Below are 13,580 nucleotides of genomic sequence, written 5' to 3' on the forward strand. Positions count from 1 at the left end.
AGTGTGGAGCGCATCTCTCAAAAATAATAAAAACAGGCTTTCCAATGAGCCCAAATCTCAGCCTTCTGCGTAAGTTCGTTTCGCCTGAAATCATCTTTGGTGCCGGCTGCCGGCACAACGTCGGTAATTACGCCAAGACCTTCGGTGCGCGCAAAGTGCTGGTGGTCAGCGACCCCGGTGTGATCGCCGCCGGCTGGGTCGCCGACGTGGAAGCCAGCCTGCAGGCCATCGGCATCGATTACTGCCTGTACAGCGGCGTCTCACCCAACCCCCGCGTCGAAGAAGTCATGCTCGGTGCCGAGGTGTACCGCGACAACCATTGCGACGTGATCGTGGCCATCGGCGGCGGCAGCCCGATGGACTGCGGCAAGGCCATCGGCATCGTGGTCGCCCATGGGCGCAACATCCTCGAATTCGAAGGCGTGGACACCATTCGCGTGCCCAGCCCCCCGCTGATCCTGATCCCCACCACCGCCGGCACTTCGGCGGATGTCTCGCAGTTCGTGATCATTTCCAACCAGCAGGAGCGCATGAAGTTCTCCATTGTCAGCAAGGCGGTGGTGCCGGACGTGTCGCTGATCGACCCGGAAACCACGGCGAGCATGGACCCGTTCCTGTCCGCCTGCACCGGCATCGATGCGCTGGTGCATGCGATCGAGGCGTTCGTCTCCACCGGCCACGGCCCGCTGACCGACCCCCACGCGCTGGAAGCCATGCGCCTGATCAACGGCAACCTGGTGCAGATGATCGCCAACCCGGCGGACATCGCCCTGCGTGAGAAGATCATGCTCGGCAGCATGCAGGCGGGGCTGGCGTTCTCCAATGCGATCCTCGGCGCGGTGCATGCCATGTCCCACAGCCTCGGCGGCTTCCTCGACCTGCCTCACGGCCTGTGCAACGCGGTGCTGGTGGAGCATGTGGTGGCGTTCAACTACAACTCGGCGCCGGAGCGCTTCAAGGTGATTGCCGAGACGTTCGGCATCGACTGCCGCGGCCTGACTCATCCGCAGATCCGCGGGCGGCTGGTCGAGCATCTGATCGCGCTGAAGCGTGCCATCGGCTTCCACGAAACCCTCGGCCTGCATGGCGTGCGGGTGGCGGACATTCCGTTTCTGTCCCAGCATGCCATGCACGACCCGTGCATCCTCACCAACCCCCGCGAATCGAGCCAGCGTGACGTCGAGGTCGTCTATGGCGAAGCTCTCTGACGACCAGCAGCGCGCCCTGGCCGGGCTGCTGGGGCTGGGCGACCAGTCGGCGCGCAAGAGCCACTACCCGGAACTCACGGCCCGCCTCGATGAGCTGGAGGCCGAGCGCAACCGCTACATCCGCCTCAACGATGAGCTGGAGCAGCGGGTGGCGGCGCGCACCGATGAACTGCTCGAAGCCAACCGCAACCTGCAACAGCAGGTCGCCCAGCGCGAACAGGTCGAACAGGAGCTGCGCGACGCCCGCGACGCCGCCGAGGCCGCCAACCGCAGCAAGGACAAGTACCTCGCCGCCGCCAGCCATGACCTGTTGCAGCCGCTCAACGCCGCGCGGCTGTTGATCGCCACCCTGCGCGAACGGTCGTTGCCGAGCGTCGAACAGGTGCTGGTGGAGCGCACGCACCAGGCCCTGGAAGGTGCCGAGGATTTGCTCACCGACTTGCTCGATATCTCGCGGCTCGACCAGGCAGCGGTCAAGCCGGACGTGGCGCTGTATCGCCTGGATGAGTTGTTTGCGCCGCTGGTCTCCGAATTCCAGTCCGTCGCCCTGGCCGCCGGACTGAATCTGCGCGCACACACCGGCCATTACGCGATCCGGACCGACCTGCGCCTGGTGACGCGGATTTTGCGCAATTTCCTCAGCAACGCCTGCCGCTACACCGACGACGGCTGCATCCTGCTCGGCGCCCGTCGTCGCGGCGATCACCTGCGCCTGGAAGTGTGGGACACCGGACGCGGTATCCCGGCCGACCGGCTCGACGCGATCTTCCTCGAATTCAACCAACTGGACGTCGGCCGCGCCTCGGACCGCAAGGGCGTGGGCCTGGGGCTGGCGATTGTCGAGCGGATCGCTGAGATCCTCGGTTACCCGGTGGCGGTGCGCTCGTGGCCGGGACGCGGGTCGATGTTCAGCCTCGAAGTGCCGATCAGCGAAGAAATGCCGTTGGCCATCAGCCAACTGCCCACGCAACCGACCACCGGCAACCCGCTGCCGGGGCGGCGTTTGCTGGTGCTGGACAACGAAGTCAGCATCCTCGAAAGCATGAGCGCGCTGCTCGGGCAGTGGGGCTGCGAGGTGGTCACGGCCACCGACCAGGCCGGCGCGTTGCTGGCATTGCAGGGCAGGGCGCCGGAACTGATCCTGGCGGACTATCACCTGGACCACGGCGTGGTGGGCTGTGAGGTGGTCAAGTACCTGCGCGAGCATTTTGCCCAGACGATTCCCGCGGTGATCATCAGCGCCGACCGCACCGACCAGTGCCGGCGCATCCTGCGGCGGCTGGACGCACCGTTGTTGAACAAACCGGTCAAGCCCGGGAAGTTGCGGGCGGTGTTGAGTCAGTTATTGGCCTAGAGGTTTGATACCTGTCAACACCGCGTGCGGCATTTTGCGCCATGCTCCCAGCCTGATTTGACGCCGACGGAGACTCCCCCATGAGCGCCCCCGCAACAACCGCTGCATCATTCAAGTTGCCCTTGGGCCTGGTCGTCGCTGTACTGGTGATGGTCGGGGTGCTGCTGTTACCGCTGCCCGCGGATTTGCCGGTGGCCGGGCATCGCATGCTGGCGATCCTCGCGTTTGCGGTGGTGGTGTGGATCAGCGAGGCGGTGTCCTATGAGGCCAGCGCGATCATGATCACCTCGCTCATGGCGTTCTTGCTCGGCACCGCGCCGTCGCTGCAAGACCCCGCGCACCTGATCGGCTCCAGCCCGGCCATCGGCATGGCGCTGACCGGCTTCTCCAACCCGGCGCTGGCCCTGGTGGCGGGGGCGTTGTTCATCGCCGCCGCCATGACCCACACCGGCCTGGATCGGCGCATCGCCTTGGTCACGCTGACCCGGGTCGGCACCAGCACCCGCGGCATTCTGCTGGGGGCGATCGCGGTGACTATTCTCCTGAGCCTCGTCGTACCCAGCGCCACCGCGCGCAGTGCCTGCGTGGTGCCGATCATGATGGGCGTGGTGGCGGCGTTTGGCGTCGATAAACGCTCCAACATCGCCGCCGGCCTGATGATCGTGGTGGCCCAGGGCACCAGCATCTGGAACGTCGGCATCCAGACTGCCGCCGCGCAGAACCTGCTGACCGTCGGGTTCATGGACAAGATGCTCGGCCAGCGCGTGTCGTGGATCGACTGGCTGATCGCCGGCGCGCCGTGGGCGCTGATCATGTCGGCGGTGTTGCTGTTCCTGGTGATCAAACTGCTGCCGCCGGAAAGCGACAGCATCCCCGGCGGCAAAGAAGCCGTGGCCCAGTCGCTGGTGGACATCGGCCCAATGACCGGCCCGCAAAAACGCTTGCTCACCGTGTCGGTGCTGTTGCTGTTGGCGTGGGCTACCGAAGGGCGCCTGCACAATTTCGACACCACCTCGACCACCTACGCCGGGCTGGTGTTCCTGCTGTTGCCGGGGATCGGCGTGATGACCTGGAAGGATGTGCAGTCGCGGATTCCGTGGGGCACGGTGATTGTGTTTGGCGTCGGCATCAGCCTCGGCACGGCGTTGCTGACCACCCAGGCCGGGCAGTGGCTGGGTTCGCAAGTGGTGGCGCATACCGGGCTGGACCAGGTCGGGCCGCTGGGCGTGTTTGCCATCCTCGGGGCGTTTTTGATCGTGATCCACTTGGGGTTCGCCAGTGCGACGGCGTTGACCTCGGCGTTGTTGCCGATCCTGATTGCGGTGTTGCAGACCTTGCCGGGGGAGTTCAACCGGTTGGGGATGACCATGCTGTTGGGGTTTGTGGTGAGCTACGGGTTTATCCTGCCGATCAATGCGCCGCAGAACATGGTGTGCCTGGGGACCGGGACATTCACGGCGCGGCAGTTTGCCAAGGTGGGGGTGTTGGTGACGCTGATGGGTTACTTGTTGATGTTGGTGTTTGCGGCGACCTACTGGAGCTGGCTTGGCTGGATCTGATAGGGCGTGTGGTCTCCAATACACATGGGGTCGCCAATACAAAGGAGATCCAATGTGGGAGGGGGCTTGCCCCCGATGGCAGTGGGTCAGTCATGCATGTAGTGGCTGACACACTGCCATCGGGGGCAAGCCCCCTCCCACAGTTGGAATGTATTTCAGGGTGAAATTGAGTTGGGTCGACTGGTTGTGCTCCAGCAGTTTCAGGCCCGGCCTGCCCGGCAAGTGATGGGCATTCACCGGATGGCTCACCGGCTCGATGCAGAAGAACCCCAGCCCCGGCGGGCAGTACAGCAAAAAGTAATCGGCGCCGGTGGCCTGGCATTCCAGGGTGTAACCCAACTCCGGCTGTTCGATCCGGCAATGCCCGTCCCATTGGCAAAAACCGTTGTCGACCAACGCTTGGGGCAATCCCTTGAGCTGTTGGAAATCCCAATCGGCGTGTACGGGTGCCAGCGCCGTCGGCAGCTTGGACGCATCACTCATCCATACCTGCCCAGCCTTGGCCTGCAACCGCGTACCCGCCCGGCGCGGGAAGTAAGGATGCAAGCCCAAACCGTGCCACGCGGCGGCTTCGGCCAGATGCGTCACGCTCAGCCCGATACTCAACACGCCGTTGCTCAACCCAAACCGCTGCTCGGCGCGATAGGCGAACGGCGTGGCGCATTCCAGCGCAAGCAGCACTTCATCCGCCGACTGGCTGACCACGCGCCACGCCTGTTGCCAGGCCGAACCGTGAATCGGCAGCGGATCGGTCGCGCTGTTGGGCGTGAGTGCCAGCCAGCCGGCGGGCGTGTCGAAACCGCCGTTGGCAATGCGATTGGACCACGGCGCGAGGGGATAGCAGGCCAGTTTGCCGGGCAGGCCGCTGCCCAGCGCCGCTTGATCGCTAGGCCGCAGCAGGGGCTGGCCGCTGGCGCGCACGCGCCAGTTGACGATGCTGCCGCCCACGGCCGGGGCGAGGGTGAGGTGGGTCAGGTGATCTTCCAGTTCAATCAGCATCACAGCACCAGCCCTGGCAGCCACAGCGATAACGCCGGAATGTAAGTCACCGCGATCAGCACCAAAAACAGCACGCCATAGAACGGCAGCAGCGCCTTCACGGTGTTCTCGATACTCACCTTGCCCACCGCCGCCCCCACGAACAGCACCGCGCCGACCGGTGGAGTGATCAGGCCGATGCCGAGGTTGACCAGCATGATCATGCCGAAGTGAACCGGGTCGACGCCGATGCCGAGCACCACCGGCAGCAGGATCGGCGTGAGGATCAAAATCAGCGGCGCCATGTCCATCACCGTGCCGAGCAACAGCAGCATGACGTTGATGCACATCAGGATCACGTAGCGGTTGTCCGACAGGGTCAGAAACAGCGTGGTGATCTTCGCCGGGATCTGCATCAGGGTCATGATGTAGCCGAAGCTGGCCGCGAAGGCGATCAGGATCATCACGATGGAAATGGTGCGTACCGTGCGGTGCATCAGCTTGGGCAGCTCGTTCCATTTGTAGTCGCGGTAGATGAACATGGTCACGAAGAATGCCCACAGCACCGCGATCGCAGCGGACTCGGTGGCGGTGAAGATGCCCGACAGGATGCCGCCGAGGATAATCACCATGGCCATCAGGCCCCACAGTGCGTCGGCGCAGATTTTCAGCGCTTGCTTGAGCGGGATGACTTCGCCCTTGGGGTAGTCGCGCTTCTTCGCGAAGATCAGGCACAGTACCATCAGGCACGCGCTCATCAGCAGGCCCGGGACCACGCCGGCCATGAACAGCGAGGCGATCGACACCGTGCCGCCCGCCGCCAGGGAGTAGAGCACCGAGTTGTGGCTGGGCGGGGTCAACAGTGCTTGCACCGAACCGCTGATGGTCACCGCCGTGGCGAACTCCCGGGGGTAGCCACGGCGTTCCATTTCCGGGATCAGCACCGAGCCGACCGAGGCGGTGTCGGCCACCGAGGAGCCGGAGATCGCACCGAAAAACGTCGAGGCCATGATGTTCACCAGGGACAAGCCGCCGCGCACAAAACCCACCAGCACCCCGGCGAACGCCACCAGCCGCCGCGACATGCCGCCCTCGGCCATGATCGCGCCGGCCAGCACGAAGAACGGAATCGCCATCAGCGAAAACTTGTTCACCCCGCCAGCGATCTGAATCATCAGGGCCTGGTACGGAATGTCGATCCACCACGCGCCGATCAACGCCGACAGGCCCAGGGCATAGGCCACTGGCATGCCGATCAGGATCAAGCCGACAAAGCTGCCCAACAGAATCAACGCGTCCATATCAGGCAGCCCCTTCGCTTTCTTCAACCAGATCGAAGCGCACGACCCGTCGGTTGCTCTGGTCACCGAGCACGAGTTTTTCCGCCACGAAGACCAGGGTCAGCAACCCGCCGATCGGGATCGGCATGTAGGTGATGCCCACGCGCAGAGTGGGGATGGCGCTCATGAACTGGTTCCAGGTGGACAGGCACAGCTTGCTGCCCCAAATGGTCATGAACAGGCAGATGGTGCCCATCAGCAGTTGCGAGAGGATGCCGACGACCTGGCGTTGGCGCGCAGGCAGGCGGTCGGTGACCATTGCCACCGACATATGCGCCCCGGCGCGGTAGCTGGCGGCGGCGCCGATAAAGGTGAACACCAGCATCAGCAGGATGGCGGTGGGCTCCGGCCAGCTGGAGCCGGTGCCGAGGATGTAGCGGGCGAAGATGCCCCAGGGGATGATCAGCGCGACCCCGAGGACCGAGAGGCCGGCGACCCAGATGCAGGTCATGTAGAGGCGGTCGTTGATGCGCAGCACTAGATTCTTCATGGCGTTCACCGTGACCGGGCGCGTCGATGCCGACCGCGCCGGGCCTTATGCGAGAGGCAGGGCGGGTTATTGAACGGCGTCGATGCGCGCGATGATATCGGCGTAAGGCGCGCCGTACTTGGCGCGAACCGCGGCGGTGGCGTCGTAGAAGGGCTTTTTGTCGACGCGGATGAACTCCACGCCGGCCGCCTTGAGCTTTTCCTCGCTGCTGGCGGATTTTTTATCCCACAGCGCACGCTCATCGGCCTGGGCGGCCTTGGCGGCGTTTTTCACCATGAGCTGTTGCGCGGGAGTGAGCTTGTTCCAGGTGATTTTCGACATCACGATCGGCTCGGGCAGGATCAGGTGCTCGGTGAGGGTGTAGTACTTGGCGTTCTGAAAGTGGTTGTGTTCCAGCAGGGTGGGTGGGTTGTTCTCGGCACCGTCGATCACCCCGGTCTGCAAGGCACTGAAGATCTCGCCGGTGTCCATGGCGATACCGTTGGCACCCATGGCGTTGAAGGCATCGATGAACAGCGGGTTGCCCTGCACGCGAATCTTCATGCCCTTGAGGTCTTCGATCTTGCGCACCGGTTTTTTGCTGTAGAGGTTGCGCGTGCCGCCGTCCATCCAGGCCAGGGCGACCAGGCCGAATTCGGAGTCGGTGATCTTGGCGAGGATTTCATCGCCGATCTCGCCGTCGATGACTTTGCGCATATGCGCCTGGTCGCGGAACACGAATGGCAGGTTGAACACGTTCACGTCCGGCACCACCGGGCCGACGATGCCGAGGCTGACCCGGGTCATCTGGATCGCGCCGACCTGGGCTTGTTCGACGACTTCTTTTTCCGAACCCAGGACGCCCCCGGGGAAGTACTTGAAGGTCAGTTCGCCGTTGCTTTCTTGGGTGAGGGCCTTGCCCATGTTCTCTTCGGCCACGACGGTGGGGTAGCCGGCGGGGTGGATGTCGGCGAATTTGATTTCCAGCGCGTGGGCGGCGCTGCTGAGGGTGAAGATTGCGGCGGCGAGCAAGGTGCGTTTGAAGTCCATGAGCGGTCACTCCTGTCTTGTTATTGTTGTATTCAAGGCACAGCGATGCAGCTAGAGGGCGAAGCGGGGTTCGGGCAGTCCTGTCGTGCCGGGGTTGAGGGCGAATACGCCGCCGGACAGCGACTGCTCGCTCTGGTCGTCACGGATCGAGGTGACGAACAGGGTGTCCAGGCGACTGCCGCCAAAGGCGCACATGCTGGGTTTTTTCACCGGCACGCGCAGGGAGCGGTCCAGGCGACCGTCGGGGGTGAAGCGGTGGATCAGGCCGGCGTCGTTGGCGCAGATCCAGTAGCCGCCGTCGACATCCACGGCTGCGCCGTCAGGGCGGCCTTGGTGTGGCTGCATGTCGACAAACACGCGGCGGTTGGACGGTGTGCCGGTGTCGGTGTCGTAGTCGAAAGCCCAGATCTGTTGCACCAGCGGGTGCGAGTCCGAGACATACATCGTGCGGCCATCGGGGCTGAAGGCCAAGCCATTGAGGGTGATAAAGCCGTCCAACTGCGCATGCGGCGCGGCGCCCGACGCGTAACGGTAGAGGATGCCTGCGGGCGCATTTGCGCTCATGTCCCGCACCATGCTGCCGGCCCAGAACCGGCCCTGGCGATCGCAGCGCCCATCGTTCAGGCGCATGTCCGCGCGCGGGTGCGCGACCTCGGCCAGGGGCGTGGTGTCGAGGCTGCCGTCGTTGTGCGCGGTGAGCTGGAAGAAGCCGCTTTCCATCCCGGCGACCCAGTTGCCCGCATCGGTGCGGGCAATGCAGGCGAGCATCTGCGGGGCTTTCCACACGTCGATATAGCCGGTGGCGGCGCTCCAGCGTTGCAGGCCGCCGTTGGGAATATCCACCCAGTACAGGGCGTTTTCTTCGGGCACCCACACCGGGCATTCGCCTACGGCGTTGCGGGCGTCGACAATCAATTCAGCGGTCATGGCAACTCACTCCCTTGGGTTAGTGTGACGTCAGTCACCGAACGGCCCGGCGGCGCAGAACGCACCGCCCTGGTAGACCTTGGCCGGGTCGTCGGCGGCCAGCGGCGGCTGGCGCTCGACCTGGGCGCGGAATACTTCGGAGCTGTCTTTGGGGGTGAAGCCCAGGTGCGCGGCGTAGCGGTTGTCCCACCAGGTGTCGAGGTTGGCCGACATGCCGTAGACCACGGTGTGGCCGACGTTCGGCGTGTACAGCGCGCGTTCGAGCAGTTGGGTCAGGTCATCGAAGCTCAGCCAGGTGTGCATCATCCGGCGGTTCTGCGGTTCGGGGAACGACGAGCCGATGCGGATGCTCACGGTCTCGATGCCGTAGCGGTCGAAGTAGAAGCTGGCCATGTCTTCGCCGTAGGACTTGGACAGCCCGTAGTAACTGTCCGGGCGACGCGGCGAGTGGGCGTCGAGGTGCTCGCCCTGTTGATAGAAGCCGATCACATGGTTGGAGCTGGCGAAAATCACGCGCTTGACGCCATGGCGGCGGGCGGCTTCGTAGATGTGAAAAATCCCGCAGATATTGGCGCCGAGGACTTCTTCGAACGAGCGCTCCACGGATACGCCACCGAAATGCAGGATGGCGTCGACGCCTTCGACCAGGTGGTGTACCGCGTGTTTGTCGGACAGGTCGCAGGGCTGCACTTCTTCATTGGCGCCGGCGGGGGCCATGTCGGCGATATCCGACAGGCGCAGCACCTGGGCATACGGCCGCAGGCGTTCGCGCAGCACTTTGCCGAGGCCGCCGGCGGCACCGGTGAGGAGGAGGCGGTTGAAGGGCGCTGGGGTAGTGGTGGTCATCTGGATTCCAGTTTTTGTTGTAGGTTGTCGTATGACTATGCCGAAGTATTGTTAGAGAGTCCCCGCTTGTCAATGTGGGAGGGGGCTTGCCCCCGATGGCTGTGGGTCAGTCACAGAGACATTGCCTGATACACCGTCATCGGGAGCAAGCCCCCTCCCACAATGGATGTGCCCGGGTTTTAGATCTTTAAAGCAACGAAATCGGGTAGCTGACGAAGACCCGGTTCTCATCGAACTCGTTATTGCTGAAGTCCCGGCGCATGGTCGAATTGCGCCAGCGCACGTTGAGGTTCTTCAAGACACCGCTCTGCACCGTGTAGGCCAGTTCCGATTCGCGGCCCCATTCCTTGCCATCGGTGATCGTGCCGGTGTGGACGTTACTGCCGCTGATGTAGCGGTTCATCAGGGTCAGGCCCGGAACGCCGAGCGCCGCGAAGTTGAAGTCGTGGCGCAGTTGCCAGGATTTCTCCTTGGCGTTGTCGTAGCTGGCGTTGTAGCTGTCGTTGGCCAGGGTGCCGCCGCTGGTGCCGTTGACCCGCATCCATGCGCTGTCGCCGCTGAGTTTCTGCAGGCCGACGTAGAAGGTGTTAGCGCCGTATTTGGCCGAGAGCAGGGCGAATGCGGTTTTGTTGTCGAGGTCGCCGGCCAGGGCGCTGCCGTCTTCCTTGCCGTTGAAGAAGCCGAGGTTGGCGCCCAGGGTCCAGTCGCCCAGCGGCTGGCTGTGGGTCAGGTTGAGGTACTGCTGTTGGTAGATGTCGGTCAGTTCGGCGTACCACAGGCCGACCTGGGTGCGCTTGTCGTTGAAGGTGTATTCGGCGCCGCCGAAGTTGAAGCGGTCTGAGGTGAAGGCGGCTTTGCCGTTCATGAACATGTCTTCCATGCTCGCATCGTTGCGCGGGCTGTTGCCGCGAAACTGCCCGCCGTAGAGGGTCAGGCCGGCGATTTCATTGGAGGTGACCTGGCCGCCCTGGAAGGTTTGCGGCAGGGAACGGCCATCGTCGGAACGCAAAATCGGCAGCACGGGCATCCATTCGCCGACTTTCAGTTCGGTCTTCGACAGCTTGGTTTTCAGCGCCACGCCCAGGCGCCCGAAGTTGTCGGCGGGGCGACCGTCGTCGTGAACCGGCAGCAACTGGGTGCCAGCGGTACCTTTGCCGCCGTCGAGCTTTTGCGAGTACAGGCCCAGCACATCAATCCCGAAGCCCACGGTGCCCTGGGTGTAGCCGGATTTGGCGTCGAGGATGAAGTTCTGCGTCCACTCTTGGGCCTTGGCCTGGGGGTTGGACGGGTTGGTGAAATTGCGGTTGAAGTAGGCGTTGCGTAAGTTGAGCGTAGCCTTGGCGTCGTCGACAAACCCTTCGGCCTGGGCGATGAGGGGCAGGGTGAAAGCCAGGCTGCCGAGGCCGATAAGGCCGAGACGCGAGGAGGAATTGCGGGCGGATGGACGCACAGTGACGCTCCCTTGGGTTTGTTGTTTTTATTATTTGTCATACGTCGTCGTACAACATTGGGGCGATATTTGCGGGGTTTTTGTGGCTTGTCAATCAGAAGTTATACGATGACTACGCTTCACTGAGCAGAAGTGGTCGTGGTCCAGTGGGGAAGCTGACTATGGATTCAGCCGGCCATCGCCATCGGGGGCAGCGTGCCGAGGAGGGAGACGGCGGCTACCGCTGAAATACCTAGTAACCATTCAGCCGTCACACTGGCCTTCAAGGTCTCCAGTCGTTGTTCGCAGCGCTCGATACGCAAGCGGTTCAGCAGCGCCAGGGCCAACATGCCCAGCACCAGCATCGCCTTGATCAGCAGAATCAGGGCGAAACCGTTGAACAGCGGGGTGGGCCACAGTTGCCCGGTCAATACACGCACGTTGATCAAGCCGGTGACCAGCAAGCCGGCGACCAGGCCATAACCCGCGCCGCTGAAACGCCGCAGAATCGGCTCCAGCCCATGGCGCTGCGGTTGGCGCAGGATCAATACCAACAGCAGCAGACCGCCAAGCCAGGCGCCCACGCACGCCAGGTGGACGACCTGATTGAGGATCAGCAACTGGCCGCTGAGCCCGTTGAGCATGGCGCCGTGACCGACCGGGGCCAGGGTCGCCAGCAGCAGGCCGATCAAGGGCAGGCGCAACGCCGACCAGGGTTTGATCAAGGCGATCAACAGCAGCACGTTGAGCAGCAGATGCCAGAGCCACACTTGGCCGAAAAAGGTCTTGCCCAGCACCAATTGCACAGTGGCCGGTTGCAGTGCGGCGTCCCAACTGCCGGCCATGCTGACCGTGATCAGCAGCAACCAGGCCACGCCGGAGCCGAGCCCGAGCCAGGCCAGTGCTCGGCTGATTCGCAGCACTTGCCGGTCCAGCGCCGGCTGCGGTGCATTGCCCATCAGCCAGGGCCTGAATACACAGGCCCCGAACATCAACAAGACGACGATGAAATGCAGGAAACGGCACAGCACCAGCAGCGTCGCCATAGGTTATTGGCCGACCTTGAAGCTGTATTCACCGTTGCTCTTGTGGGTGTCGACCGAGACCGCGTTCCACACCACTTTGTAGGTACCGGCTGCGAGGGGCGCGGCGGGCGTCACCACCAGGGTTTTCTTGTCGGCATCCGGCGTTGCCAGGCCCTTGATTGCGATTTCGGTGCCGTCCTTGCTCAGGGAAACCTTGGAAAAGGTCGCCTCCACGCCTTCGCTGAAGGTCAGGCGCACATCGTTCGGTGCCGCGACGCTGCTGTCTGCCGCAGGCGTCGCGCTCTTGAGGTGAGCATGGGCAAACGCCGCCGAAGCGCCCAGCAGCGAGGCCAGCAGAGCGACGGTGGTCAGGGTTTTCTTGATCAACATTGAGCAATACCAATCAAAGGATAGGACGGGCAGTGTACGAAGTTTCGGCTCCTCCTGTCGCCCCGATCTAGAGCGGGTGGTAGTCTTTCCGTTATGTCTTTGTCGGGGAGCCCTTATGGGCAAGCACAAGATCGGAATTCGTCGGGTCAACGTCGAAAAAATCCTGCTAGCGGCGGAAAAAATCTTCGCCGAGAAGGGCTATGGCAGCACCGCCATGGCCGATATTGCCGCCGAAGTGCAACTGCCGCGTTCCAACCTGCATTACTACTTCACCACCAAGAGCGAGCTGTACAGCGCGGTGCTGTTCGATCTGTTGGAAGTGTGGAAGCAGGATGCCCTGAGCTTCGAAACCTTCGATGACCCGCGAGTGGTGCTCAGCAGCTACATCCGCGCCAAGATGCAACGCTCGCGCACGCGGCCGTATGGGTCGAAAGTCTGGGCCAACGAAATCATCCACGGCGCGCCGACGCTCGGTGAGGCGCTGGATGAAAGCCTGTACGACTGGGCCAAGATGAAGGAAGCGAAGATTCGCCAATGGGTGGAAGACAAACGCATCCTGCCGGTCGAGCCGGCGAGCCTGCTGTATATGATCTGGGCCTCGACCCAGCACTACGCCGACTTTGATCATCAGGTGAAGATTCTGAACGATCACCAGCCGTTGTCGGATATGCAGTTCGAGAGGGCGATTCAGACGGTGACCAGTGTGATTTTGCGCGGGATTGGGTTGGAGCCTTGAGCCTTGAGGCTTGAGGCTTGAGGCTTGAGGTTTGTGGTGAGGCTGAGGGCCTCATCGGGGGCAAGCCCCCTCCCACATTGACTGCATTTGTCTGAAAGGATGCGGTCAACTGTTTGAGCCTTGAGCCTTGAGCCTTGAGGCTTGTGGTGAGGCTGAGGGCCTCATCGGGGGCAAGCCCCCTCCCACATTGACTGCATTTTGTCTGAAAGAATGCGGTCAACTGTTTGAGCCTTGAGTTTTTGTGGTGAGGCTGAGGGCCTCATCGGGGG

At 63.0% G+C, this 13,580-nt stretch carries 13 protein-coding genes; 4 read left to right on the forward strand and 9 right to left on the reverse strand.

What is annotated here, in order from left to right; genetic code table 11:
* Window positions 1-44 precede the first annotated feature (44 nt).
* The 3 genes from ercA to ACVWZP_RS01095 all read left to right on the forward strand — a co-directional run bounded on the left by ercA (window position 45) and on the right by ACVWZP_RS01095 (window position 4,121).
* Complete coding sequence (gene ercA, locus ACVWZP_RS01085) at window positions 45-1,208, forward strand: alcohol dehydrogenase-like regulatory protein ErcA (protein ID WP_017847475.1); 1,164 nt, start codon at window positions 45-47, stop codon at window positions 1,206-1,208.
* Window positions 1,192-2,562: an ATP-binding response regulator gene (locus tag ACVWZP_RS01090; RefSeq protein WP_017847474.1), complete on the forward strand. Its 1,371-nt coding sequence runs from the start codon at window positions 1,192-1,194 to the stop codon at window positions 2,560-2,562. The genes ercA and ACVWZP_RS01090 overlap by 17 nt, the downstream gene beginning before the upstream one ends.
* An 80-nt stretch (window positions 2,563-2,642) precedes the next feature.
* Window positions 2,643-4,121 (forward strand): DASS family sodium-coupled anion symporter, encoded by a 1,479-nt coding sequence (locus ACVWZP_RS01095; protein WP_457369297.1) that lies wholly within the window; start codon window positions 2,643-2,645, stop codon window positions 4,119-4,121.
* Between the two features lie 90 nt (window positions 4,122-4,211).
* Here ACVWZP_RS01095 and ACVWZP_RS01100 read toward each other — a convergent pair whose 3' ends face one another.
* From ACVWZP_RS01100 to copC, 9 genes are all read right to left on the reverse strand, one after another.
* Window positions 4,212-5,120: an aldose 1-epimerase gene (locus ACVWZP_RS01100; RefSeq protein ID WP_457369298.1), complete on the reverse strand. Its 909-nt coding sequence runs from the start codon at window positions 5,118-5,120 to the stop codon at window positions 4,212-4,214.
* On the reverse strand, window positions 5,120-6,400 hold the full coding sequence (locus tag ACVWZP_RS01105; protein WP_046382820.1) for a TRAP transporter large permease: 1,281 nt from the start codon (window positions 6,398-6,400) through the stop codon (window positions 5,120-5,122). The genes ACVWZP_RS01100 and ACVWZP_RS01105 overlap by 1 nt, the downstream gene beginning before the upstream one ends.
* A gap of 1 nt (window position 6,401) precedes the next feature.
* Window positions 6,402-6,929, reverse strand: coding sequence for a TRAP transporter small permease (locus ACVWZP_RS01110; protein ID WP_128192681.1), 528 nt, complete (start codon window positions 6,927-6,929; stop codon window positions 6,402-6,404).
* A 66-nt stretch (window positions 6,930-6,995) separates the two neighbouring features.
* Window positions 6,996-7,958, reverse strand: a complete 963-nt coding sequence (locus ACVWZP_RS01115) for a TRAP transporter substrate-binding protein (protein WP_301556398.1) — start codon at window positions 7,956-7,958, stop codon at window positions 6,996-6,998.
* A 51-nt stretch (window positions 7,959-8,009) separates the two neighbouring features.
* Window positions 8,010-8,885, reverse strand: a complete 876-nt coding sequence (locus ACVWZP_RS01120; protein ID WP_426122621.1) for an SMP-30/gluconolactonase/LRE family protein — start codon at window positions 8,883-8,885, stop codon at window positions 8,010-8,012.
* Window positions 8,886-8,915: 30 nt separating this feature from the next.
* Window positions 8,916-9,731: an NAD-dependent epimerase/dehydratase family protein gene (locus ACVWZP_RS01125; protein WP_126585764.1), complete on the reverse strand. Its 816-nt coding sequence runs from the start codon at window positions 9,729-9,731 to the stop codon at window positions 8,916-8,918.
* Between the two features lie 187 nt (window positions 9,732-9,918).
* Window positions 9,919-11,181 carry an OprD family porin gene (locus tag ACVWZP_RS01130; RefSeq protein ID WP_046382825.1) on the reverse strand — a complete coding sequence of 421 codons (1,263 nt, stop codon included), beginning with the start codon at window positions 11,179-11,181 and terminating at the stop codon, window positions 9,919-9,921.
* Between the two features lie 167 nt (window positions 11,182-11,348).
* Window positions 11,349-12,206 (reverse strand): copper homeostasis membrane protein CopD, encoded by an 858-nt coding sequence (copD, locus tag ACVWZP_RS01135; protein WP_046382826.1) that lies wholly within the window; start codon window positions 12,204-12,206, stop codon window positions 11,349-11,351.
* 3 nt (window positions 12,207-12,209) lie between these two features.
* Window positions 12,210-12,575, reverse strand: a complete 366-nt coding sequence (gene copC, locus ACVWZP_RS01140; protein ID WP_017847464.1) for a copper homeostasis periplasmic binding protein CopC — start codon at window positions 12,573-12,575, stop codon at window positions 12,210-12,212.
* A gap of 115 nt (window positions 12,576-12,690) precedes the next feature.
* Between copC and ACVWZP_RS01145 the strand changes: the two genes are divergently transcribed.
* The gene (locus ACVWZP_RS01145; protein WP_017847463.1) at window positions 12,691-13,311 is read left to right on the forward strand and encodes a TetR/AcrR family transcriptional regulator; all 621 of its coding nucleotides are present in this window, start codon (window positions 12,691-12,693) and stop codon (window positions 13,309-13,311) included.
* The last annotated feature ends 269 nt before the right edge of the window (window positions 13,312-13,580 follow it).

The organism is Pseudomonas sp. TE36184, from assembly GCF_054060055.1.